25 protein-coding genes and 2 tRNA genes are annotated in these 23,066 nt (G+C 53.6%); 7 read left to right on the top strand and 20 right to left on the bottom strand.

The features are described 5' to 3' along the window. Window positions 1-381 precede the first annotated feature (381 nt). The 17 genes from MO867_RS15010 to MO867_RS14930 all read right to left on the bottom strand — a co-directional run bounded on the left by MO867_RS15010 (window position 382) and on the right by MO867_RS14930 (window position 12,704). Window positions 382-457: transfer RNA gene (locus tag MO867_RS15010), tRNA-Lys, on the bottom strand. Between the two features lie 102 nt (window positions 458-559). Next, a tRNA-Lys gene (locus MO867_RS15005) sits at window positions 560-635 on the bottom strand. Window positions 636-767: 132 nt separating this feature from the next. Next, window positions 768-1,445 (bottom strand): 7-cyano-7-deazaguanine synthase QueC, encoded by a 678-nt coding sequence (queC, locus tag MO867_RS15000; RefSeq protein ID WP_252470563.1) that lies wholly within the window; start codon window positions 1,443-1,445, stop codon window positions 768-770. A gap of 34 nt (window positions 1,446-1,479) precedes the next feature. Further along, the gene (queE, locus tag MO867_RS14995; protein WP_252470561.1) at window positions 1,480-2,139 is read right to left on the bottom strand and encodes a 7-carboxy-7-deazaguanine synthase QueE; all 660 of its coding nucleotides are present in this window, start codon (window positions 2,137-2,139) and stop codon (window positions 1,480-1,482) included. Window positions 2,140-2,252: 113 nt separating this feature from the next. Further along, window positions 2,253-3,080: a tol-pal system protein YbgF gene (gene ybgF, locus MO867_RS14990; protein ID WP_252470559.1), complete on the bottom strand. Its 828-nt coding sequence runs from the start codon at window positions 3,078-3,080 to the stop codon at window positions 2,253-2,255. 18 nt (window positions 3,081-3,098) lie between these two features. Beyond that, a complete protein-coding gene (locus MO867_RS14985; RefSeq protein WP_252470557.1) occupies window positions 3,099-3,584 on the bottom strand; it encodes an OmpA family protein in 486 nt (161 codons plus the stop codon). A gap of 98 nt (window positions 3,585-3,682) precedes the next feature. Next, on the bottom strand, window positions 3,683-4,978 hold the full coding sequence (gene tolB, locus MO867_RS14980) for a Tol-Pal system beta propeller repeat protein TolB (protein ID WP_252470555.1): 1,296 nt from the start codon (window positions 4,976-4,978) through the stop codon (window positions 3,683-3,685). Then, on the bottom strand, window positions 4,975-5,760 hold the full coding sequence (gene tolA / locus MO867_RS14975; RefSeq protein ID WP_252470553.1) for a cell envelope integrity protein TolA: 786 nt from the start codon (window positions 5,758-5,760) through the stop codon (window positions 4,975-4,977). Before tolA ends, tolB begins: the two co-directional genes overlap by 4 nt. A 6-nt stretch (window positions 5,761-5,766) precedes the next feature. Next, window positions 5,767-6,198, bottom strand: coding sequence for a protein TolR (tolR, locus tag MO867_RS14970; RefSeq protein WP_252470551.1), 432 nt, complete (start codon window positions 6,196-6,198; stop codon window positions 5,767-5,769). A 20-nt stretch (window positions 6,199-6,218) separates the two neighbouring features. Further along, the gene (gene tolQ, locus MO867_RS14965) at window positions 6,219-6,908 is read right to left on the bottom strand and encodes a protein TolQ (RefSeq protein WP_252470549.1); all 690 of its coding nucleotides are present in this window, start codon (window positions 6,906-6,908) and stop codon (window positions 6,219-6,221) included. Window positions 6,909-6,912: 4 nt separating this feature from the next. After that, window positions 6,913-7,317 carry a tol-pal system-associated acyl-CoA thioesterase gene (gene ybgC, locus MO867_RS14960; protein WP_252470547.1) on the bottom strand — a complete coding sequence of 135 codons (405 nt, stop codon included), beginning with the start codon at window positions 7,315-7,317 and terminating at the stop codon, window positions 6,913-6,915. Window positions 7,318-7,331: 14 nt separating this feature from the next. Continuing rightward, window positions 7,332-8,351 carry a Holliday junction branch migration DNA helicase RuvB gene (ruvB, locus tag MO867_RS14955; RefSeq protein WP_252470545.1) on the bottom strand — a complete coding sequence of 340 codons (1,020 nt, stop codon included), beginning with the start codon at window positions 8,349-8,351 and terminating at the stop codon, window positions 7,332-7,334. A gap of 24 nt (window positions 8,352-8,375) precedes the next feature. Continuing rightward, the gene (ruvA, locus tag MO867_RS14950) at window positions 8,376-8,984 is read right to left on the bottom strand and encodes a Holliday junction branch migration protein RuvA (RefSeq protein ID WP_252470543.1); all 609 of its coding nucleotides are present in this window, start codon (window positions 8,982-8,984) and stop codon (window positions 8,376-8,378) included. 57 nt (window positions 8,985-9,041) lie between these two features. Further along, on the bottom strand, window positions 9,042-9,569 hold the full coding sequence (ruvC, locus tag MO867_RS14945) for a crossover junction endodeoxyribonuclease RuvC (RefSeq protein WP_252470541.1): 528 nt from the start codon (window positions 9,567-9,569) through the stop codon (window positions 9,042-9,044). A gap of 142 nt (window positions 9,570-9,711) precedes the next feature. Continuing rightward, window positions 9,712-10,455, bottom strand: coding sequence for a YebC/PmpR family DNA-binding transcriptional regulator (locus MO867_RS14940; RefSeq protein WP_252470539.1), 744 nt, complete (start codon window positions 10,453-10,455; stop codon window positions 9,712-9,714). A gap of 105 nt (window positions 10,456-10,560) precedes the next feature. Next, the gene (gene aspS / locus MO867_RS14935; protein WP_252470537.1) at window positions 10,561-12,339 is read right to left on the bottom strand and encodes an aspartate--tRNA ligase; all 1,779 of its coding nucleotides are present in this window, start codon (window positions 12,337-12,339) and stop codon (window positions 10,561-10,563) included. 77 nt (window positions 12,340-12,416) lie between these two features. Then, window positions 12,417-12,704 (bottom strand): FmdB family zinc ribbon protein, encoded by a 288-nt coding sequence (locus tag MO867_RS14930; RefSeq protein WP_252470536.1) that lies wholly within the window; start codon window positions 12,702-12,704, stop codon window positions 12,417-12,419. Between the two features lie 288 nt (window positions 12,705-12,992). Between MO867_RS14930 and MO867_RS14925 the strand changes: the two genes are divergently transcribed. From MO867_RS14925 to MO867_RS14905, 5 genes are all read left to right on the top strand, one after another. Further along, complete coding sequence (locus MO867_RS14925) at window positions 12,993-13,409, top strand: HU family DNA-binding protein (protein WP_252470535.1); 417 nt, start codon at window positions 12,993-12,995, stop codon at window positions 13,407-13,409. Between the two features lie 232 nt (window positions 13,410-13,641). Beyond that, the gene (locus tag MO867_RS14920) at window positions 13,642-15,369 is read left to right on the top strand and encodes a proline--tRNA ligase (protein ID WP_252470533.1); all 1,728 of its coding nucleotides are present in this window, start codon (window positions 13,642-13,644) and stop codon (window positions 15,367-15,369) included. A gap of 134 nt (window positions 15,370-15,503) precedes the next feature. Next, entirely contained in the window at window positions 15,504-16,070 is a 567-nt protein-coding gene (locus MO867_RS14915; protein ID WP_252470531.1) for a lytic transglycosylase domain-containing protein, read from the top strand. 3 nt (window positions 16,071-16,073) lie between these two features. Beyond that, window positions 16,074-17,144: a helix-turn-helix transcriptional regulator gene (locus MO867_RS14910; protein WP_252470529.1), complete on the top strand. Its 1,071-nt coding sequence runs from the start codon at window positions 16,074-16,076 to the stop codon at window positions 17,142-17,144. Between the two features lie 176 nt (window positions 17,145-17,320). Next, on the top strand, window positions 17,321-18,163 hold the full coding sequence (locus MO867_RS14905; protein WP_252470527.1) for a sterol desaturase family protein: 843 nt from the start codon (window positions 17,321-17,323) through the stop codon (window positions 18,161-18,163). Window positions 18,164-18,195: 32 nt separating this feature from the next. Here the strand turns inward: MO867_RS14905 and MO867_RS14900 are convergent, their stop codons facing one another. Continuing rightward, a complete protein-coding gene (locus MO867_RS14900; RefSeq protein ID WP_252470525.1) occupies window positions 18,196-18,600 on the bottom strand; it encodes a DUF4345 family protein in 405 nt (134 codons plus the stop codon). A gap of 251 nt (window positions 18,601-18,851) precedes the next feature. Between MO867_RS14900 and MO867_RS14895 the strand changes: the two genes are divergently transcribed. Then, window positions 18,852-19,721 (top strand): peptidylprolyl isomerase, encoded by an 870-nt coding sequence (locus tag MO867_RS14895; RefSeq protein ID WP_252470523.1) that lies wholly within the window; start codon window positions 18,852-18,854, stop codon window positions 19,719-19,721. Further along, complete coding sequence (locus MO867_RS14890; protein WP_252470521.1) at window positions 19,718-20,782, top strand: HupE/UreJ family protein; 1,065 nt, start codon at window positions 19,718-19,720, stop codon at window positions 20,780-20,782. Before MO867_RS14895 ends, MO867_RS14890 begins: the two co-directional genes overlap by 4 nt. 54 nt (window positions 20,783-20,836) lie before the next feature. Here MO867_RS14890 and MO867_RS14885 read toward each other — a convergent pair whose 3' ends face one another. Together MO867_RS14885 and MO867_RS14880 are read right to left on the bottom strand one after the other, a co-directional pair. Continuing rightward, the gene (locus MO867_RS14885; protein WP_252470519.1) at window positions 20,837-21,313 is read right to left on the bottom strand and encodes an Lrp/AsnC family transcriptional regulator; all 477 of its coding nucleotides are present in this window, start codon (window positions 21,311-21,313) and stop codon (window positions 20,837-20,839) included. A 139-nt stretch (window positions 21,314-21,452) separates the two neighbouring features. Continuing rightward, a complete protein-coding gene (locus tag MO867_RS14880) occupies window positions 21,453-22,652 on the bottom strand; it encodes a pyridoxal phosphate-dependent aminotransferase (protein WP_252470517.1) in 1,200 nt (399 codons plus the stop codon). Window positions 22,653-23,066: the final 414 nt, after the last annotated feature.

Raw genomic sequence — 23,066 nt, 5'->3', positions numbered from 1 at the left:
GAGAAATACATCAGCCTATAAACCGTTTAGCTGACACAGAGTTTTGAACACCCTCAGACAACATTAGGCACTGATGGCGATTACGAGCCTTAAGGAATTCACCCACAGCACTTCGCGAGCGCAGTACTTTTCTTCCTTCTTCCCTTGTAGTAGCTGCAAGCTTTCGCAATCATATGCGCCCGGCACCAAAGGCCGCTCACAACCTGGTGGGGAGACTGCAATAAAGACTTACTTCTCCCCTGAAGCCCACAAAGATATCAGCAGGGAAAGGTGTTAAAGGGCTGGGGATAAGCTGGGGGTTAAATTAGAAGTAGACGTGATTTGAGCGTACATGAAGGCGCACTGGCAACCTGAAACTAAAGCTTAGGGAATTGAGGGAGGTGGTGGGTCGTGCTGGATTCGAACCAGCGACCAATTGGTTAAAAGCCAACTGCTCTACCAACTGAGCTAACGACCCCCAGGCGGCTGGACAAACTAGAAAAAAGTCCAACCGGATGCTTTTGCCTTCGCGCAGAAGTGTAAAAACTTTGTGGGCTACCTTTGGTATCCCTTTCGAAAATGGTGGGTCGTGCTGGATTCGAACCAGCGACCAATTGGTTAAAAGCCAACTGCTCTACCAACTGAGCTAACGACCCTTTTCGATGCCTCGACTTGAGGAGCTGCGTATCTTACGGATCTATTTCGAAAAAACAATACCTAACTCGAAAAAAAATCTAACAAATTTAAGGGGTTAGGCATTTGCTCAAAAAATTGACGCCATCTGCCAATCAGGGCACATAGACCGTGGGGTCTTGCAGGCCGGCCTCGGCGAAACCGGCAGCTCTCAAGCGACAACTGTCACAGCGTCGACAAGCGGCGCCATCCGGCAACGCTTGATAGCAGGACACTGTTAAACTGTAGTCCACCCCTAGACGCGCCCCTTTGGTGACAATATCCGCCTTACTCATGTTCATCAATGGTGCCCGAATAGCCAATTTATTGCCTTCGACACCCGCTCTAGTGGCCAAGTTGGCCATCTTCTCATAGGCCTCAATATACTCAGGACGGCAATCCGGGTAACCGGAGTAGTCCACAGCATTCACACCGACAAAAATATCCTGAGCTCCCAGTACTTCCGCCCACCCCAGGGCAATAGATAGAAATACTGTATTCCTGGCCGGCACATAGGTGACCGGGATACCAGAGGTTTCCTCTTCGGGCACCTCAATGGCGTCGTCTGTCAGGGCAGAGCCACCGATCGAACGTAAGTCGAGCTTCACCACTTTATGCTCAACAGCACCTAAACCCTTCGCGACTTTTTGCGCGGCCAATAATTCGGCCTCGTGGCGCTGCCCATAATCAAAGCCCAAGGCATAACACTCGTAGCCATCAGCGTGGGCCATGGCCAATACCGTGGCCGAATCCAGGCCGCCAGATAGCAAGATTACTGCTTTCTTTGCTGTCATTTTTTCCTCATCGATTGATATGGGGCCGGGCGATTTACACACCCGGAATATCGCCCCACAACAGCTTGTGCATTTGCATCTGCATACGTACCGGCAGACCGTCCTCCAGTATCCACTCAGCCAATTGGCGCGGCTTCAGTTGCTCGTAACTGGGGGAGAAAAGCACTTCACCTACGCGCTCAGGAAGACGGTACTGATCCAGGGTAAATCGGGCCCAGTCGTAATCTGCCCGGTCGCAAATTACAAACTTGACCTGATCCTGCTGAGTCAGTATTTGCATATTCGCCATGTGGTTGCGATGCTGCTCACCGGATGCCGGGGTTTTCAGGTCAACAACTCTCGACACCCGCTCATCCACCTTATCCACAGGCATAGCGCCACTGGTCTCCAATGAAACCTGATAACCCGTATCGCACAGTGCTTCCATTAAAGGCAGGGAATTAGGCTGGGCCAGGGGCTCACCTCCGGTCACACAGACGTAGCGTGCTGGGTGGCTTTGTACCTGCAGCAATATCTGTTCCAGGGTCATGCGCTCACCGCCATGGAAGGCATACTCGGAGTCGCAATAGGTACAGCGAAGCGGGCAGCCAGTCAGGCGAACAAACACCGTTGGCAAGCCACTATCTCGCGCCTCTCCCTGTAGGGAGTAGAAAATTTCACTGATTCTGAGTGATTTTTTGGTAAGACTGCTCATACACACCCGACACAAAAACGCCCGAGTGGCTCATGCCATTCGGGCGCGGGATCATAGGCCTTTTTTGCTCAAAAAACCAGCGATGCTAAAGCGGCAAAAATAGCTGCCTGCTGTTAGAAGTTCTCCTGGAGATACTTCTTCGCCAGGTTCGATGCCCTGGCATCGCTGGCAGCCACCTGCTCAAGCAGGTTGCGGGCTTTTTGCTGATCGCCCAGCTGGTGATAAACAGTGCCGAGCTTATAGCGTCCGTCCCAAACTTTACTGGAATTGGGGTAGCCGTCGAGAAGCGCTACAAACCATTCGCGCGCCTCCTCCAGATTGCCCTGCACCAGTGCAATTTCCCCCAACCAGTAATTAGCATTGGGGGCATATTGACCGTTGGGGTAATCTTCCAGCAGGCGCTTGAACTCTTCACTGGCGCCACCGTAATCGCCGTTACGCGCAAGACCAAAGCTGGCCTGATAGCGATCACGCTCGCTCTTGCCGTCTTTCGGGCCCTGAGGTTTGGGAGGCATCGGCGAGCCCCCTGGCGCAGAGGCCCCGCCCTCGGCAGTAGACGGTGGCTGAGCCGCTGGCTCTGTACCACTTATGCGCGCAATGCGCCGATCCAGATCCATATAATCTTCAGTGCGCTGCTGTTTGAGGCGCTTGATCTCATGGCGCAATTCCTCAACCGAGCCACGCAACTCCCGTACTTCCTGCTGTAAAACTTGCATCTGGTAGTAGGCTTCGGCCTGGGGGTTGCCCTGGGCGCGGGAGGGGGACACAGCGGCGCGGGCAAGCTGTGTTTGCGCACTGCTATCCGCTTTGTCGACGTAAGGAGACGCCGACGGGTCCTGACTGCTGGTAGACAGATCCACAATCGGGGCCTGGGAAAATACAGGCGATGCCGCAGCCATAACTGCTGCAGCGATCGCTAGTTTTCTAATCGTTAAAGCCATTGGCATCCATGTTTACGATTAGTTAATAACAACGCGACGGTTCATAGTGCGGGCAGATTCGTTAGAACCCATCTGAGCCGGACGCTCTTCACCGTAGCTGATTACTTCCAGATTAGCTGCATCTACGCCCTGGAGTACCAAGAAGTCGCGTACGGCATTGGCACGACGCTCACCCAGAGCCAGGTTGTACTCGCGAGTACCCAACTCATCAGCATGGCCTTCGAGGCGCACAGAACCGGTAGCAGCGCGCATACGGTCGGCGTGACGGATCAGCAGCTCACGTGTTTGGGGCTTCAGCAGGGACTGGTCGAAATCGAAGTAAACCACGTTTTCCAGAGGTACTGCGGGCTCAGTGGTCTCAAAATCGGTGGTCTCAACCGCTGTCTCAGTTACTGGTTCATCTACTTCAACCTGCCCATCGGTTTTGGTGTCATTGCTGCTACAACCAGCCATTACTGCTAATACACAGGCTAACCCAAGACCTGTTTTTACTGATTTCAACATAAGCTACTCCGCTTTATATATAGTGTTATCGAAAATCTTGAAAGATTTTTACTTGGTCTAATTAACACCCGACGCGTTAACGCGTCGGGCACCCCGCCTTATTCAAAGTATGGCGACCAGGCCGGTTCCCGGACATCCCCCCTCTGTGAGGGCAGGTTGTACTTCACCCCCGCATCCAGCGATACCGCAGCCAGAATGCCTTTATCACCGCGCTTGGTAGCGTACATCAACATGGCGCCATTTGGTGCGATACTAGGGGACTCGTCCAACGTGGTCTCTGTAAGGACACGCACTCTGCCCGAGTTGATGTCCATCGTAGCAATGGTAAACACCCCCCTATTGCGATGTACCATGACCAGTGTTTTTCCATCAGGAGAAACACGTGGCCGCGCATTGTAATCGCCATCGAAGGTTAAGCGGTCGACTTGACCAGAGGCAAGAGTCAATTGGTAAATTTGTGGTTTCCCTCCCCTATCAGAGGTGAAAACCAGGGATTTACCATCTGGCATCCAGTTCGGCTCGGTATCAATAGAGAAATGCCTTGTCATTCTTGTCAGCTTATTACTAACAAGATCCAGCACGTAGATCTCCGGGTTGCCGTCCTTGGAGAGCACCATTGCCAGTTTGGTTCCATCTGGAGACCAGGTCGGTGAGCTATTAATGCCTTTGAAGTTAGTTAGCTGCTTGCGTGCACCGGTGCGCAGATTTTCGCGGAAAATTGCCGGGCGGCCAGTCTCGAAGGAAACGTAAGCAAGCTCCTGACCGCTCGGTGACCACATGGGAGACATCACCGGAGCACTAAAACGGCGGATCTGCTTGGCTCGAGCACCGTCAATATCTGAGCGCATCAGCAAATAACTGGGCTTGCCACCGCGAGTCTCCTCCTGCACATACACCATCTCGGTGGAGAAAGCGCCGCGTATACCGGTAATCGCTTCAAAAATTTCATCGGCAGCGCGGTGGGCAATATCTCGCAATTGGGTCTGTCCGCCACGGACCTGCTTGGTAAACATCTTGTGTTGCCCAAAGACATTCACCAGATCGAACGTGAGCAGGTAGCCGGTGGACTGTGGCTCAATACGGCCAGTGACAATATATTCAGTGCCTAGGATACGCCAATCGCGAAACACTACACCTTCCGGGGTTTTGGGGAAAGACAGCATATCCTCCTTGGGCACCGGTGAAAAAAGCCCACTGCGGCGCAGGTCGGATGAGATAATCCCGGAGATATCCTCCGCCAGAACCCCGCCGCCAGACCAACCAAATGGAGAGACGGCGATCGGAGTGGGGTCATCAATACCACTGGTAATATCCACCACCAGCTGGGCACGAGCCCCGAGGCTCACCGAGGCGATTGCAATAATAACGACTGTCTTCAGTAAACTCTTGATCATTGGCGCAGATCTTCGACTTTAAAATTTAAAATGGTTGTGCGGACTTGCCGCTCGAATATCACTGGCTCTTCCCGGGCCAACTCGGCCACTTCGGGGAAGATTTCCACCTTCCTAATCGCAGTCAGTACCGAGCGATCCAGGGCGGTATTACCACTGCCCTCGACGATATTAGTTGCCACCACTCGGCCGGTGGGGACAAAGTTTATTTTCACCTTGGTAAGCATACCGTTTCTGGCACTGGGCGGGCGACTCCACACCGCCTCAATCTGCTGTTGGATCGCCTGCCCGACAGACATTACCGCCTGCTCGGCCTCATTCGCATCCAGCAGTTCATCTTCGTCCTGAAGTGCCTCATCAAAGGAGCTCTGACGCTCCTTGGCCAGCTTTTCTTTGAGCTCTTTTTCTTTGCGAACCTTCTCCTGCTGTTCTTTTTCGCGGCGGGACTTATCTTCCCGTGCCTTGCGATCCGCTTCAGCCTTGCTCTTCTTCTCTGCTTCCCGTTTTTTCTGCTCCAAGGCTGCGCGGCGCTTGCGTTCGACCTCGGCCTTACGCTTTTGCTCCGCTTCACGCTGAGCGCGCTGCTTTACCTTGTCGACTTTCTTGGGCAGTTTCTTCTTCGGGGTTGCCGCTTCAATTGTCACCAGTTTGGCCTGTACAAACTTCGGCATGGGTTTGCGCTCAGGCGAGTTACTGGCCTCCCAACCGTAAGTAATGGCAGTAATCAATGCCCCGTGCAGTGCCAGACTGACCACAATCGCCAATGCGTAAAAGCCTTTATTCACCAGCACCTACCCCTGAGGTGGCTCTGTCACCAGACCGACGCTGGGCGCTCCCGCCTGCTGCAGTTCAGTCATGGCATTGACGATCAGGCCGTAGCGGGCCTCAGTGTCACCCCATACCAAAACCGGTGTTCCCGGCTTTTGGCGCAATACCTTAGCCACCGTTTGTTTAATTTCTTCGAGCGGCTTGGCATCCTTTTCATCAGCACCCAGATTCAGGTAATAGGTGCCATCAGACCGCACAGAAATAATCAGTGGTTCTTCGTCAGAATCCTCCATCGGCGCCGATGGCGCATTCGGAAGGTCCACTTTGACCCCCTGCATCAACAATGGTGCCGTGACCATAAAAACAATCAGCAGCACCAGCATCACATCGATATAGGGCACCACATTGATCTCGGAGACCAGCTTTTTTTTGGTCCCCTTGCGAAACACACTCATAGGGCTCGCCTATTCACTACTCAGCCGGAATGCACTTTGCGGTGCAGGATTGAGGAAAACTCCTCAGCGAAAGTCTCATAGCTGGACAGCATCGACTCCGCTTTGGCGGAGTAGCGGTTGAAGGCCATTACCGCAGGAATAGCCGCAAACAGCCCCATGGCGGTGGCCACCAGTGCCTCACTGATACCGGGTGCAACCGTGGCAATCGTGGCCTGATGCATAGTCGCGAGACCGCGGAAGGAGTTCATAATCCCCCAAACGGTACCAAACAGGCCAATATAGGGGCTGACTGAACCCACGGTGGCCAGGAAGGGAAGATTCATCTCCACCTTCTCCTGCTCCCGCGACATGGCCACGCGCATGGCTCGTTCGGTTCCTTCCATCACCGCTTCCGGGCCACTACTGCCCTGCTGACGCAGGCGGGTAAACTCGGTGAAGCCCGCGCGGAACAGGGACTCGACACCATCGGTCTTGCCCTTCTCAGCGCGCTCGTTGCCCTCGCGAAACAGTTTGTTCAGGTCGGCACCGGACCAAAAGCGGCGCTCAAAATTATTCAGGGAGCGCTTGGCCTGGGACAAGTAGAGCCCACGCTGGACAATCATGACCCAGGACACCACCGAAGCCAGTAACAGCAACAGCATGACGAGCTGTACCAATAGGCTGGCGTTTTGGATTAGCCCCCAAAGAGAAAGTTGTTCACCGGCGTTCATCTTATTAAGTAACTGCCTTTAATGCTGAATAAATAGGTTCCGGCAGGGCACAGGGCCTGCGGCTGTCGTCAGCGACACAGGCAACTTTGACCACACCTTCGCAAATTAGCTCATCGCCGCGCCAGATTTTTTGTTCAAAAGTCACGGCGGCCCGCCCCAGTTTGCCAATCGCAGCGGTAGCGCGCAATGCATCATCCAGAAGCGCAGAGCGACGGTACTGAATCTGGGCGGAATGCACCACCAGTAATAGCCCCTGCTCTGGCATCGCCGGCTTATCATACCCGAGAGCGCGCAGCAGTTCTGTGCGCGCGCGCTCCATATACTTCAAATAATTCACGTAATAGACGATACCGCCCGCGTCGGTATCCTCGATATACACACGCACAGGAGTACTGAAGACTTCCTTCACCCCGTTTCCCCTTATTACTTGTTATCAGGCTTTGGCAAACCGAAGTGCTCGTAAGCCAGCCCCGTCACCACACGTCCCCGCGGTGTGCGGGCAATATAACCCTGCTGTATCAGGTAGGGCTCCAAAACATCCTCCAGGGTATCCCGCTCCTCACTGACCGCTGCAGCAAGACTGTCCACCCCCACCGGCCCGCCGTCAAATTTCTCGATCATGGCCAATAACACGCGGCGATCCAGCTGATCGAAGCCATGGGAATCCACATTGAGCATATTCAGGGCGGCATCGGCGACAGCTGAATCTACCGTGCCGTCCCCCTTCACTTCGGCATAGTCGCGCACACGTCGCAACAGGCGGTTGGCAATCCTCGGTGTGCCACGGGCACGGCGGGCTACTTCAAGCGCCCCCCCCTCATCCATCTCCACGCCCATCAAGCTGGAAGAGCGACGTACAATGCTGGTCAGATCTTTGACGTTATAGAATTCCAGACGCTGCACTATGCCAAAGCGATCCCGCAGAGGAGAAGTCAGCAGCCCCGCCCTGGTAGTAGCGCCCACCAGAGTAAACGGCGGCAAATCCAGTTTAATCGAGCGCGCTGCTGGGCCTTCGCCAATCATAATATCCAGCTGGTAATCCTCCATCGCCGGATACAGAACCTCCTCCACATGGGGGCTGAGGCGGTGGATTTCATCGATAAATAACACATCCCCAGGTTCGAGGTTGGTCATCAGCGCGGCCAAATCACCGGCTTTTTCAAGTACCGGGCCAGAAGTGGTTTTAATCGCCACGCCCATTTCCGCAGCGATAATATTGGCCAGAGTGGTTTTGCCCAGGCCCGGCGGGCCGAACACCAGGGTATGATCCAAGGCCTCTTTACGCAGCTGAGCAGCTTGAATAAAAATTTCCATTTGCTCGCGAACCACCGGCTGTCCGACATAGTCCGACAGGGTTTTAGGGCGCACAGCGCGATCGTACTGCTCTTCCTGGCCAGTAGACCCCGAGGGCTCCGGTGCCACCAATCGGTCGGCTTCGATCATTGCAACAACTCCAGAACACTCAGATTAAGCGGGGGCCATACCCTTGAGGGCGAGACGGATCAGGGTGGCACTGTCGGCATCCGGCTGTCCCTTGCTGGCTCGGGCCACCATTTTGCTGGCCTCGACGGGCTTGTAGCCCAGGGCTGCCAGGGCGCTCTCGGCCTCACCGGAATGGTCCACCTTAGGGGCAGCCGTCGCCATCAATGGGATATCATTGGCATCCCCAAAATCAGGCGTCAGCTTGTCGCGCAACTCTACAATCAGGCGCTCAGCGGTCTTTTTGCCCACACCCGGCACCTTGACCAATGCCGCGACATTATCCTCTGCCACACAGCGCGCCAGTGCTGGACCATCCAACCCCGACAAAATTGCCAGGGCCATTTTCGGCCCTACACCGCTGACCTTGATCAAGATGCGGAAAAGTGTGCGGTCGGCATCTCGAAGAAAACCGTATAGCTGCTGCGCTGTTTCAGAAACGGCTAAGTGGGTATGCAGCTGAACCGGCTGACCCAGAGCAGGCAATTCAAAAATAGTGGTCATCGGCGCGAGCACTTCATAGCCAACGCCCTGCACATCCACCAACAATAGCGGTGGCTGCACCACGGCCAGGGTGCCGCTCAATCTTCCAATCATGTGTTTTTCCAGGTTGTTATCTCTGTGCCCACAATCGGGCCAATTCAAATCTGCGGCTTACAAACTGAGGCGCCCCCGGCGAAAACGACTGCGCGCTCCACCGGCGGTCACTACCAGAGTCTGCTCGGTATGCATATGGCAGAGCGCTACCGCGAGTGCATCGGCGGCATCCTCTTGCGGTGATGCGGGCAGAGATAGCAGAGTTTTGACCATATGCTGCACCTGTAATTTATCTGCGCCGCCATTGCCCACTACCGCCTGCTTAACTTTGCGCGCCTCATACTCAGCCACTTCAAGACCACTATTGGTTCCAGCCACAATGGCAGCACCACGGGCCTGCCCCAGTTTTAGGGCGGACCCAGCACTCTTGGACATAAAGACGCTTTCAATCGCCATCTGTGCGGGCTGATATTGTTGGGCAATCTGGCTCACCGCATCAAAAATCAGCTTCAGGCGCTCCGGCAAAGGACCGGCGGGAATACGAATTACCCCGCTGGCCACATAGCGGGCTTTACCCCGCTCCACATCGATCATTCCATAGCCCGTTTTGCGCGAGCCGGGGTCAATACCCAGGATTCGGGTCAAAAGCTGCTCCCCAGATATCTGTATGTTTATATAGTGGTGGGAGTGTCCCAAGGCGAGCGGAAAGCGTCAAGTGAGGGGGAGCTGAAGAGCGGGAAAAGGCAAAAACGAAGGTGGGACAGGCCCACCTCGGAGAGGGCGGGTTTCAGTCCAGCGCTTCCATCACCTCTACAGGAATATCTGCATTGGTGTAAACATTCTGCACATCATCGAGATCTTCCAGCATCTCGATCAGGGCCAGTACTTTTTCAGCACTCTCTTTATCCATTGGGATTACGGTGGACGGTATCATGGCGATCTCGGCACTGTCCGGGGTAAAACCGGCTGCAACCAAAGCATCCTTCACCGTCAGGTAATCCTGAAACTCTGTGGTGACTTCAACACTACCGTCGTCATTGGATTCAATGTCTTCGGCACCGGCTTCGAGAGCCGCATCCATCAGCAAGTCTTCATCCACGCCGGTCTCATAAAACATCTGCCCCTTACGTGCGAACAAATAACCCACAGAGCCATCCGTACCCAAGTTGCCGCCGCGCTTGGTAAACGCATGGCGAATCTCGGCCACAGTGCGGTTGCGGTTGTCGGTGAGACACTCCACCAAAACCGCCACGCCACCCACGCCGTAACCTTCATAAACCACTGCTTCGTAGTTACTGTCATCGGCATTACCTGCGCCGCGAGCGATAGCCTTATCGATGGTGTCACGCTTCATATTAGCGCCCAGGGCCTTATCGATAGTCGCACGCAGAGTCGGGTTATCGTCAGGGTTTGCGCCCCCTTTGGCAGCGACAGTCAGCTCTCGAATGATCTTGGTAAAAATCTTACCCCGCTTGGCGTCCTGAGCGGCTTTGCGGTGTTTGATATTGGCCCATTTACTATGTCCGGCCATGTTCCATCTCTCTTCAGTCAGTGCGTAGGATGGGCCAAAGTGCGAAGCGAATTGCCCATCACTACGATTGGATGGGCTCGCTTCGCCCGCCCCATCGGGGAAAAATCAGCTAATTTTCTCTTCTTTTTGTCGCAGGCGGATACTCAATTCGCGCAACTGCTTGGTATCTACCGTGCCCGGAGCGTCTGTCATTACACAGGCGGCACTCTGGGTTTTGGGGAAGGCAATCACATCGCGGATAGAGCTGCTGCCAGTCATCAGCATTACCAGACGATCCAAACCAAAAGCCAGGCCGCCGTGGGGTGGAGCACCGTATTTGAGAGCGTCCAGCAGGAAGCCAAATTTCTCGCGTTGTTCTGCTTCTTCGATACCGAGGATACGGAATACCGCTTGCTGCATTGCCTGATCGTGAATACGCGCAGAACCGCCGCCCAGCTCAGTACCGTTTAGAACCATATCGTAGGCGCGGGACAGGGCCTCAAGCGGGTTTTTTTGCAGCTCTTCAGGGCTACACGAGGGTGCAGTGAACGGGTGGTGCAATGCGGTGAGACTGCCATCGTCATTTTCCTCAAACATCGGGAAAGCAACCACCCAGAGAGGGGCCCACTCGCAGGTGTACAGGTCCAGATCTTCACCCAACTTGCAGCGCAGCGCGCCCAGAGCTTCGGTGACGATTTTGGCTTTATCAGCACCGAAGAAAATCACATCCCCATCTTTCGCTTGCAGGCGGTCGAGAATTGCCGCGCGAACGTCCAGTGGCAGGTGCTTCACTATAGGGGATTGCAGGCCACCTTCCAGATCGGAGCGGTCATTGACCTTGATGTAAGCCAAGCCCCTAGCGCCATAGATACCGACAAATTTGCCGTAATCATCGAGCTGCTTTCGAGTCAATTTGCTACAACCACCGGGCACTTTAATTGCGGCCACCCGCCCGTTAGGATCATTGGCCGGGCCGGAGAACACTTTGAACTCAACCTCACTCACCAGATCCTTGATTTCCACCATTTCCAATGGAATACGCAGGTCCGGCTTGTCGGAACCGTAACGCAGCATTGCCTGATAGTGGGTCATGCGTGGGAATTCGCCCAGCTCAATCCCCTTCAGTTCCTTAAATAATTTGCGCACCATGCCTTCGGTGATCGCCATGATCTCCTCCTCGTCGAGGAAGGAGGTCTCAATATCAATCTGGGTAAATTCAGGCTGGCGATCGGCGCGCAGGTCCTCATCACGAAAACACTTGGCAATCTGGTAGTAGCGATCAAAACCGGACACCATCAACAGCTGTTTGAACAACTGTGGAGACTGCGGCAGGGCAAAGAATTTGCCCTCGTGGGTGCGGCTCGGCACCAGGTAATCACGGGCACCTTCCGGCGTGGCACGGGTCAGGATCGGCGTTTCGATATCGAGAAAACCGTGTTCATCCAGGTAATTACGAATCGCTGTGGTCAGCTTGGAACGGAAATACAGGTTGTTCTGCATTTCGTTGCGACGCAGGTCCAGGTAGCGATATTTGAGCCGGATATCCTCACCCACATCGGTGTGCTCATCCAACTGGAAAGGCACTGTCTCGGCGGTATTAAGGATTTCCAGGGCGGTGCCGTACACTTCAACTTCACCGGTCACCATATTCGGATTTACGGCTTCGGGGGCGCGAGCGCGTATACGGCCCGTTAGCTTGAGTACGTATTCGCTACGTACACGATCGGCCATCTCAAAATGCTCTGCCGCATCGGGGTCAAATACCACCTGAACAATACCCTCACGGTCGCGCAGGTCGATAAAAATCACACCGCCGTGATCGCGGCGGCGATCGACCCAGCCACAGAGGGTTACTACGCGGTCAATGTCCGCAGAACGAAGGACGCCACAGTAATCGCTGCGCATGGATAAAGATTCCCGTTATCAATAGGTGAAAAGATTAGTAAGAGAGTACACTGCGCGGACAGCTCAGCACAGCTTGCCTAGGCCGTCTTTGCCGCCGCTGTGCCGGACTGACCGCCCTTGGCCTTGCTGCTATTCGTCTTGCCGCTATTGGTTGACTCACCGCCTGCGAGATTTTTCTTGCTGCCCGTTTTAAAATCAGTCTCGTACCAGCCAGCGCCCTTCAGGCGAAACCCAGCCGCAGAGATTTTCTTGTGCAACTCGGCCTCATCACAGGCTGGACAGTCTTTGAGTGGGTCATCACTCATCCGCTGTAAAGCCTCCATTTCGTGGCCGCAGGCATTGCACTGGTATTCATAGATCGGCATTACTCAGTACCTGGTGCTTCAAAAAAAGGGGGGAAGAGTATACATGAGCCCTACAAAGGTAAGAAGCTGCGCCGACCTTTTCCCCCGACAATGCGCCCTTTAAAGGCGACCTAAAGCTAAAAAACATAAAAAAAGCACTGTTTTTCCAGTATTTCCCCGTGCGGCCGAACAAAAACTATATATACTTCCCCCATCACCCGCTGAGACACCCGTAACGGATGCAGCGCAGCGGGAGAAAACACACATTTTTACCGGATATATACCGAACAACAAAGAAGGAAGTAAGCCATGGCTGTCACCAAGAAAGCTGCTACCAAAAAGGCCCCAGCAAAGAAAGCTACAGCGGCCAAAGCTGCACCGGCCAAAGCTGCACCGGCCAAAAAAGTAAAGGCAATTAAGGAAAAGTACACCAAGACCCAGGTACTGAATCAAATTGCTGAGAACACCGAGCTGTCCCGCAAGCAGGTTCAATCTGTTCTGGACGAGCTGAACGATATCATCGAAGGCCACATCAAGAAGCGCGCAATTGGCGAGTTCACCCTGCCCGGCCTGATGAAAGTCACCACCGTGAAAAAGCCAGCGAAAAAAGCTCGCAAAGGCATCAACCCCTTCACAGGTGAAGAAACTACCTTTAAAGCCAAGCCAGCCAGCATTCAGGTAAAAGTTCGCCCGCTGAAGAAGCTGAAGGAAATGGCAGAGAATTAATATCTATCATTGATATTCTGCTGAAAACCCCGCTCTTGCGGGGTTTTTTATTTATCCACACCCTCTTCCGCTATTTACCAGCTATCCACATACTGAATCGGGTGCATTTGACCAGGCCCCACCCACTGCCCCGCAAGCTGGATTCAGTTAATGGGCTGAACAGGCAATATTTATTACTTGGCTAATAGCGTAAAATGCCCAGCTTACCCGTAATAGAATCCATATAATTCCTATGCGCGCATCTCGTTATCTCATTGCAACCCAAAAAGAAACTCCCAACGACGCCGTCGTTATCAGCCATCAGCTGATGCTGCGAGCGGGAATGATCCGGCGCCTGTCCTCAGGCCTCTACACATGGCTACCCACAGGGTTGCGGGTACTGCGCAAAGTCGAGCGTATTGTGCGCGAAGAAATGGACCGCGCCGGCGCCCTCGAAGTGCTGATGCCTGTGGTACAGCCGGCTGAGCTGTGGGAGGAGTCCGGCCGATGGCAACAATACGGCCCGGAGCTACTGCGTATCCAGGACCGCCACAACAATGATTTCTGCCTGGGACCAACCCACGAAGAAGTAATCACCGACCTGATCCGTAGCGAGATCAACAGCTACAAGCAGCTACCCGCCAGTTTCTACCAGGTGCAGACTAAATTCCGCGACGAAATTCGCCCCCGCTTTGGCGTTATGCGCGCGCGTGAATTCACCATGAAGGATGCCTACTCCTTCCATGTAAGCGAAGATTCCCTGCAGGAAACCTACGATATTATGCACGGCGCATACTGCCAAATCTTTGACCGCATTGGCCTGGACTATCGTCCGGTACTGGCAGATACCGGTTCTATTGGCGGTTCCAGCTCCCACGAATTCCACGTACTGGCACAGAGTGGCGAAGACGATATTGCCTTCTCTACAGAGTCGCGCTACGCCGCCAATGTGGAATTGGCTGAGGCTGTTTCCCCCTCCGGTGAACGCCCCGTGTCGAGCGTGGAAATGCAGGAAGCACATACGCCGGGCCAAAAGACCATCGCCGATGTCAGCGAGTTCCTAAAAAGTGATCCCGCCCAGTCTGTAAAAACCCTGATTGTCCTGGGTGAATGCGAGGAGGACGAAATCGCTCCGCTGATTGCCTTGGTACTGCGCGGCGACCATGAACTCAATGAATTAAAAGCGGAAAAACTGACCGGTATCGCCAGCCCTCTGCAGTTCGCATCAGAACAACGCATCGGCAATGAACTGAACTGCAATATCGGCTCCCTGGGTCCGGTTGGTATGAAGATTGAAACTATTGTGGATAGATCCGCTGCTCATCTGGCAGGCTTTATCTGTGGCGCCAACCGAGACGACTTCCATCTCACCGGCGTGAATTGGGGCCGCGATGTAGAATTCAGCCGTGTCGAGGATCTACGCAATGTGGTTGCCGGTGACATCAGCCCGGATGGCCAGGGTACCCTGGAGATCAAACGAGGAATCGAAGTCGGCCATATTTTCCAGCTGGGCGATAAGTACAGCCGCTCCATGAATGCCACAGTGCTGGATGAGAACGGTAAAGAGCGGGTTATGTCCATGGGCTGTTACGGTATTGGTGTATCCCGTATCGTCGCCGCTGCGGTTGAACAAAACCACGACGACTCCGGCATCATCTGGCCCGCCGCGATCGCCCCCTTCCAATTAGCAATCGTGCCGATCAATATGCACAAAAGCGATGTAGTGCGCGAAAAGTGTGAGCACCTGTACGAATCCCTGCGCAGCAAGGGTATCGATGTGCTGCTGATGGACGAAACCAAGGCCCGCCTGGGCGCGATGCTCGCCGATGTGGAGCTGATTGGTATTCCTCATCGCATTGTTATCGGCGACCGCGGCTTGGACAAAGGTGTGGTGGAATACAAGGGGCGCGGCGATAGCGAGAGCCAGGAGTTTGCTGTATCTCAGCTGGAGGAGATTCTGCTAGAAAAGTTTAAGTTGTAAGTACCCCTTCTATCCAGTCCGTGCCTGAGCGGGCTGGATACCCATTTCAAGTTAACTCCGATAAAAAGCATTTTTACCGGCGGCGTCACAAAAACACGCTGCCCATTTTGCCGGGGTTTTCGTAGAATCACGCCATGATAAAAAAATCTGCTACCACTTTACTGTTCTGCCTTACCTGCAGTGGTGCCTACGCCCAAAATAGTAATGCGGGGGTCGACCCTGAGTTGCGCCTCGCGCTGCAAGAGGCCATCACCCAGGCCGACAGTTTTGCAGACCGCTTCGATGCCGAAGTGTGGCTGATGTCAAAATCGCACCCCCTATCTCGTTATATCAAAGATCCCCAAAAGCGGATGCATGTTCTGAAAGCAGTTCATCGAGAGGCGACCCGTGCGGAGCTGCGTCCAGAAATAGTGCTGGCGGTGATTCAGATTGAAAGCGCCTTTAACCCCTATGCTGTTTCCCGTGTCGGTGCCCAAGGCATGATGCAGGTAATGCCGTTCTGGAAAAATGAAATCGGCCGGCCCGATGATAATTTAATCGATATGGACACCAATCTGCGTTACGGTTGCACCATCCTTAAGCACTACATCAAGAAAGCCAAAGGTAACCTTGCTAACGCTCTCGCTTATTACAACGGCAGCTACGGCCGCCACACTTATAGCAGTAAAGTCCTGGATGCCTGGGCTGAGCGCTGGAGATAAACGATGACCGCCGGCTACTTATTTTTTTCCGGCGGCGCCTGCGCCCTTCTTCTGCTGGCGGCAACCAAGGTGGCCATACATCACTACCGGTACACTGCCGGCCGCTGGCTACTGGCAATGCTACTGGGAATAATCTGCTACTTACTGTGGCCCACGCTGCCACAACTGAGCGGTTTTCCTGCACTTTTACTCAATTTGCCTATCACCCTGGTGCCCGCTGCCTTTTGGGTCTTTACCCACTTATTGTGTCGCGAAGAGGAGTCGTTCCCGACCTGGGGCTGGATTCCCATTGGCATCACTTTAATTATTGGCATAGTCGCCCATCACGCACCTTTGCCCTTGACGGCAGAACTACAATCTCCTCTATTTACTTTATCCCAGCTACTCAAACTCGGCTTGATTAGCCTAGGCCTACTCACACTACAGAGGCAATTCAACTCAGACTTAGTGGAAGAGCGTCGCCGCCTGCGCACAATTTTATTAATTGCCGTAGGCGCCTATATGCTGGTAGTCATCGCAGCGGAGTCTCTCTTTGCCTACCGCCCGGTACCCAGTAGCGTCCCCCTACTACACGCCCTGCTTGCCAGCCTGCTCGCGTTAATTGCGTCTCTTTGGCTATTCGCCCTTTCCCCCAGTGCCCTGGGGGAATCCCTGCCTAAGCCCAAGGCCTGCGCAGCCAAGAAAGAAGGCGTTCAACCGGCGCCCCCACCGCCATCGCTGGACCACCAACAACAGGGACAGCTGCAAAAGTTGCAGGAGCATATGCAAAATGGAGGCTATCGTCACACCGGGCTCACCATACGTGAACTCGCCGAACAGCTGGATATTCGCGAACATATATTGCGCGTACTGATCAATCGCCACCTGGGTTATCGCAATTTCAACGAATACCTAAACCAGTTCCGCATCGACGAAGCCAGTACCCGACTGGCAACCCCTGAGCAAGCCCACTTACCTGTACTCACCATTGCCCTGGATATCGGCTATCGCTCTCTCAGCCCCTTTAATGCAGCCTTTAAGCGCCGTCACAACCAGACGCCAACTGAATACCGACGAGAAAGACTGCCCGCCTGAATCCACTCCCAGAGAAAATCCGTCAGCATTTTTTCACTTTCCGCAAGCCTTGCCGGTAAAAGGCTCCCAGACTGGGGGCGCAGGGAAAAACTATTCCCTGCCGTGTTCCCGACTTTCCGGGGTCCAGATGAAACCGGCAAGTCTCCCCTAAATAGAAAAATAACGATGGTGAGAATATGGATTTCTTGGTCGACATATCCCAGGACGGAGCCAAACACTTCCAGATGAGTTTATTTCGCTATGTGCTCGCGGCCTCGGTGATGAGCATCTGTGCTGGCTGGCTGTTTCGAGCCTGGATGAACCAGCGGAGAATCCAACGACGCCGGGCCGAATGGAAAGATGTCCGAAGGGAGGTCGGCTATTCAATGCTAACCGTGTGTATTTTCACCCTAATCGGGGTTCTTACCACCCTATTGCACGACTTGGGGTTAACAAACTTCTACTGGCAGTGGAGCGACTACCCTCTCTGGTGGAACCTGGCCAGCCTACCAGTGGTAATTTTGATTCACGATGCCTATTTTTACTGGGTTCACAGGGGCATGCATCACCCCAAAGTATTTAAGCACTTCCATCGTTTACATCATCAGTCCCGAACCCCTACGCCCTGGACCGCCTACAGTTTTTCTGTGGGAGAGGCTATTTTGATGGGGGTATTTTCACCCTTGATTGCTCTGGCACTTCCGCTCAACCCGACCATTTGGTTGACCTTCTTATTTGTCAGTATTTTCCGCAATGCCATGCTGCACACCGGTTGCGAGTTTCATCCGCGCAGCTGGGTGGATGGCCCCATGGACAGACTGACAACCACTACTCACCACGACCTGCACCACCAGCGCTTTCAAGGCAATTACGGTTTTTACTTTACATGGTGGGACCGCTGGATGGGCACAGAATTTAAAGATTATAAACACGCCTTTCGTCAGGCAGTAGAGGGGCCGCTGTATGGGAAACTCAGCGGAGTAGCGATTCAGCGCGACAAAACGTTGGGCGAAAGTGAGAGCCCTAAAGCGACCGCTTAATTAACCACCGGGGGCTAAAAGCCCCCGGAAATTTAGTGTCCGTGCTGCAAGGGCAGCCAGCGGGACTCCCTGTAGCAATAGAGCCCCCAGAGCACTAACACGACCTCAACTGCAAAAAACAGGATATTACGCTGGTCAAAGCCACTGAGGATTAACATGCCGTACAATCGCCCGGCAGCAAAACCAATATACGATAGGGAAAGCGCCGCATAGGCAACCCTGCGGTGTGGGCGCATAGCCAGCGCCACCAAGAGCATAACCGCAATAGCCAGCATAAGACCGCCGTATGTTGCCGTAAACTCAGGTAGTGCAGATGGAGTGACAAAAGACAGGTTAATTGAAGCTGCAAGACTCTCAGGTTTAAACAGCGCCCAAAGACCGATGGAAGCAAAAACCAATAGGTTGAGGGTCAGATAGACCCGTCCCAAATATTTCAATCGCCTCTCCCCCTGTTAACAGTTGTCTATTGCCAGCCATTGGCAACCCGGCTAAAAAACGGGCAACTACCGACGTGGCATATGATTAGAGTATATATGAGTCACACCCCGCCATTCTCCCGAACAATTCACCAATTTGGTACAAATTGACGGATTTCCCAATTTCCTGCGACTGGCAAAGTCAGCGTCCCCTTCCATACTTAGAAACCCCGGCACAATACCAACCCATCAAAAAATAAGAGCAAGCGCTTTTGGACGCCACCTCTAGCAAAGTCAAAGCCCTTAAATTTCTCGCCAGCGAACCGCTCCTGTATTTCTTTGCAATCGGGCTAGGGTTATTTGCCCTGAGCGCTATACCCGGGGACGCCCCTGAGGAAATCGTAATTGGTGAGGGCCGTATCGAACACCTGCGTTCGGTATTTGAGCGGCGCTGGCAAAGACCCGCCTCCAGTATCGAAATGGAACAGTTAATCGAGAATTTCTTGCGCGAAGAAGTGCTCTATCGCGAAGCCCTTACTCTGGGACTGGATAGGAATGACAGCCTGATTCGCCGGCGACTGCGGATGAAAATGGAGTTGGCCGCTGGCAATTATGCCGATACCTTAGACCCAGGAGATGAAACACTGCAGAAATTTATGCAACACAATGTCGATATCTATAGGATACCTGCCCGCGTCACCTTCCAGCAGCACTTCTTTTATGCCGATTTACTGGCACCTGAACCACGAAATTACAGCGATGTCCTCAAGCGCCTGAATAACCGACAAAATACCACCCGGATCGGGGACAATACTGTCCTACCCGGAGTGATCACAGAAACCTCCGAGAAGCGTATCGACCTGCAATTTGGTCAGGGCTTTACCACACAACTGACTGGGCTCCCCCCCAAGCAATGGGCCGGCCCCATCCATTCCGCTTACGGCGATCACCTGATTCTGATCGAAGAAAGACTGCCGGCCCGCATGCCAAGTTTGGCAGAGATCCGTGACCAAGTATTGACGGACTGGCAGGCACTAGCTCAAAAGAAACTCTTACAACAACAGTACGAACAGTACCGGCAGCGCTATCATGTCCTGATATACAGAGAGGCCAACCAACCCACCCAGGTCGCCACACAGTGAAGCGCCTGCTCACCTCACTGTTGGGGCTACTCCTACTCACCCTGGTACCCGCACTTTGGGCGCACGAACTACGTCCCGCTTACCTACAAATTGTCCAGATCGACCAGCAAATTTACGAGGTTCTATGGCGCGTACCTGCACAGGGCAAACTGCGCCTCGCAATGGATGTGCGCTTCGATGACAGCGTCAACACAGTGAGCCATCCCTACGCCAGTATCAGCAACCGCTTTTACACTGAACGCTGGAAAATCCAACATTCCAACAATCTGCAAGCACTGACAATTCATATTGATGGCCTGCAAAGTACAATGACTGATGCATTGCTCCGCATCACTTGGACGGATGGGCGTGAGCATGTGGCGAGACTAACCCCAGACCAGCCAAACCTGCTCCTGGACAGCGATGCCCCCAGCCACCAAATTGGCTTAACTTACTTCACCCTGGGAGTGGAGCATATTCTGCTCGGTATTGACCACCTGCTATTTGTGCTGGTGTTAATACTGCTCAATCAGAGCCTTCGCCAACTCATTGGCACTATTACCGCATTCACTCTGGCTCACAGTATTACTCTCGCTGCAGCCGCGCTCGGCCACCTCCAACTGCCATCGGCCCCGATTGAGGCCGTAATCGCCCTCAGCATTCTGCTGGCTGCCTGTGAAGCTGTACGTCAAAGACGTGGCGCTACCAGCCTGACTATCCGCCATCCATGGCTAGCCGCTTTTGGCTTTGGGCTATTACACGGCCTCGGATTTGCCGGCGCACTGGCCGAAATCGGCCTCCCCCAGGGAGCGATTCCATCGGCCCTGCTGGCATTCAACTTGGGAGTAGAAATCGGACAGTTACTGTTTATCACCGTTGTGGGCCTGATATTTGGCTTGCTTATTCCCAGCCTCAAGTCATGGTGGCAGCGAACAAGTACCCGCCAAACAAAAGGGAAAAGCCATGACGATGCCCCGGCGCGGACTATGGAAATTCCAGCATCTATGGTCAGTGCTTATTTAGTGGGGGGACTAGCCAGTTACTGGCTAATAGAGCGAACCCTGCTAATGGTGCTCCCATAGGCAAGGTTCTTTACGGTACCCGCCCAGACTGGACAGGTACCGCTTGGACCGGTCTTAATCCTGGAACAGGAGTTCCAGGGGGTAGCCGGTAAAAGGCTTGGTTTTTTCGATCACCAAGTGGGAAGTCATACGTGATATCGCCGCTTCCTCATTGGCCAGTAACTGTTCTGAGACACGATTAAAATCCGCAGCATCAGGACAGACAAAGTGCAGCATATAATCGAATTCACCCGACATCTTCACACAGGATACGATCTGTGGAATATCGCTGATGATACGCCGGAAGTTATCACTGGTGCGGGCATCCTGCCGCTTAAGCGCAACGTTCACGTAAAACTCAGCGTGACGCACTTTATCCAGATTTATCTCAGCGAAGAACTCTCGGATGTAGCGCTCGCTGGTCAGGCGCTTTACCCGGGCCAGACAGGCACTTTCCGATAATCCAATCTTTTCACTCAAATTCAGGTTGCTTGTACGCGCGTTCGATTGCAGAGCCTGCAAAATACGCAAATTATGCCGGTCAATTTTCACAGAGCTGATTTCTTTTGAATCTGAAAGGGGGCAAGGATAGCGGTATTCGCCGATGGCATAAACATTCCAGCCATCGACGCGGGGAACTTGTTGTCGTCAAACAGCGGTATTTGCCGACAAGCAGAGTCCCACAAAAAGCTTAACCAACCTGGCGGTTACCACTGGTGACGAAGTGCTCGATACGATCTAGAGCCCGCGACAACTCAGCTTCATCGGCTGCCAGAGTCAGGCGGACATGGTTGATAGAGCTGCTGCCAAACGGCGCACCGGGCAATACAGATACTCGTTCAGCATCCAACAAAGCTTCAGCAAAAACTTGGCCCGAAGCTGAGACTTTAGACACATCCACCATCACAAACATACCAGCTTCCGGACTGTAACAACTCAGTCCGGAAATCTTGCCGATTCTTTCGACGATCAAATCCCGGCGTTTTTGATAAGCATCCCGCATTTGTTTAACAAAGTAACTATCAAACTCCAGGGCAAAAGCAGCGGCCTCCTGGATAAACTGGGGGCAACCAAAAATGGTCGCACCGGCAAAAGCCACCAATCGATCGATCAAGGGGCCTCGCGCTACCGCCCAACCCAAGCGCCAGCCGCTCATCGCATGGGATTTGGACAGGCCGTCGACCACCACAATGTTGTCCAGGGACTCCGCCGCAGTCCGCAGAGAGGTGTGCCGGTGGGCAAAGGTGATCATGGAGTAGACTTCATCGCACACCAACCAGATGTTGCGTTCGCGGCAGTATGCCGCCAATTCCCGCAACTGCTCAGGGGTTGCCATGGCGCCGGTGGGGTTTACAGGCGTATTGATCATGACAACGCGAGTCTGCTCGCTGATAGTGGCCTTGATAGCCTCAATATCAAAAGCAAAATCTGTCTCAGCAGGGCAAGTTACCCGCTTTACGGATAAACGCAAAGCATCGCAAATCGGCACATAACCGATATACATCGGCTCCGGGATGACAATCTCCTCTCCCGGATTCAATAGGCAGGCGAGCACCCCATAGATCGCATTTGTTCCACCGGGGAATACGACTACATCGTCTGGGTTACAGGGGTGGGGCGAGACTTTGCTCTCGATATCCGCGATTGCTCTGCGCAGCATGGGCTCACCCGCCGCCGGCGAATAATGAGTGCGACCAACCCCCAGACGGGCACGAGCAAAATCGAGTATGGGCTCTGGGGTGTCGAAATTGGGGTCACCGACACAGAGAAAGATTACATCCTCACCTTTATCGGCAAGCTCGTGAGCCCGATCACTCACAGCCCAAACATTGGCATCTTCACCATTCAGCGCCTCACTCTGCGAGCTGAACCTGGGGGTAAAATTTGTCACTTTTTTCACTATCTGGCAGCCATTTATAGGGGCTAAGGTAACAACCATCGGAGTAATTGGTGCCGCGATATGACCGTCAATTTCGCATTAGCGGGGATTTTTTCCTGGCATTCCCGCAGATAATGCGGAGACAAAGGATAAACAAGGGATTCACGACTAAAAATAAGCATTTGGTCCCAAAATTGGAGACAACTTAAAGAACCCAAATGGCAGGCGATTCGGCAATCGTACTCAAGTACGCCAGAACTAGTCATTGGCTCTGTAGGTCACTCCGCACTGCGGCAAATATTACCCTCCTCCATTAACACGGTAATTGAATACTCTTAACTCCAGGCTGGCAAAAAACCCAGTCCTACAGGTCAACACTTCGGACAGTTTCATGCAGCTATAGCCCCGTAGTCACTGTACCGTTCG

The sequence above is a fragment of the Microbulbifer okhotskensis genome (assembly GCF_023895975.1).
Classification (GTDB): Bacteria; Pseudomonadota; Gammaproteobacteria; order Pseudomonadales; family Cellvibrionaceae; genus Microbulbifer; species Microbulbifer okhotskensis.
This window is presented reverse-complemented; position numbering and strand designations above follow the sequence as displayed.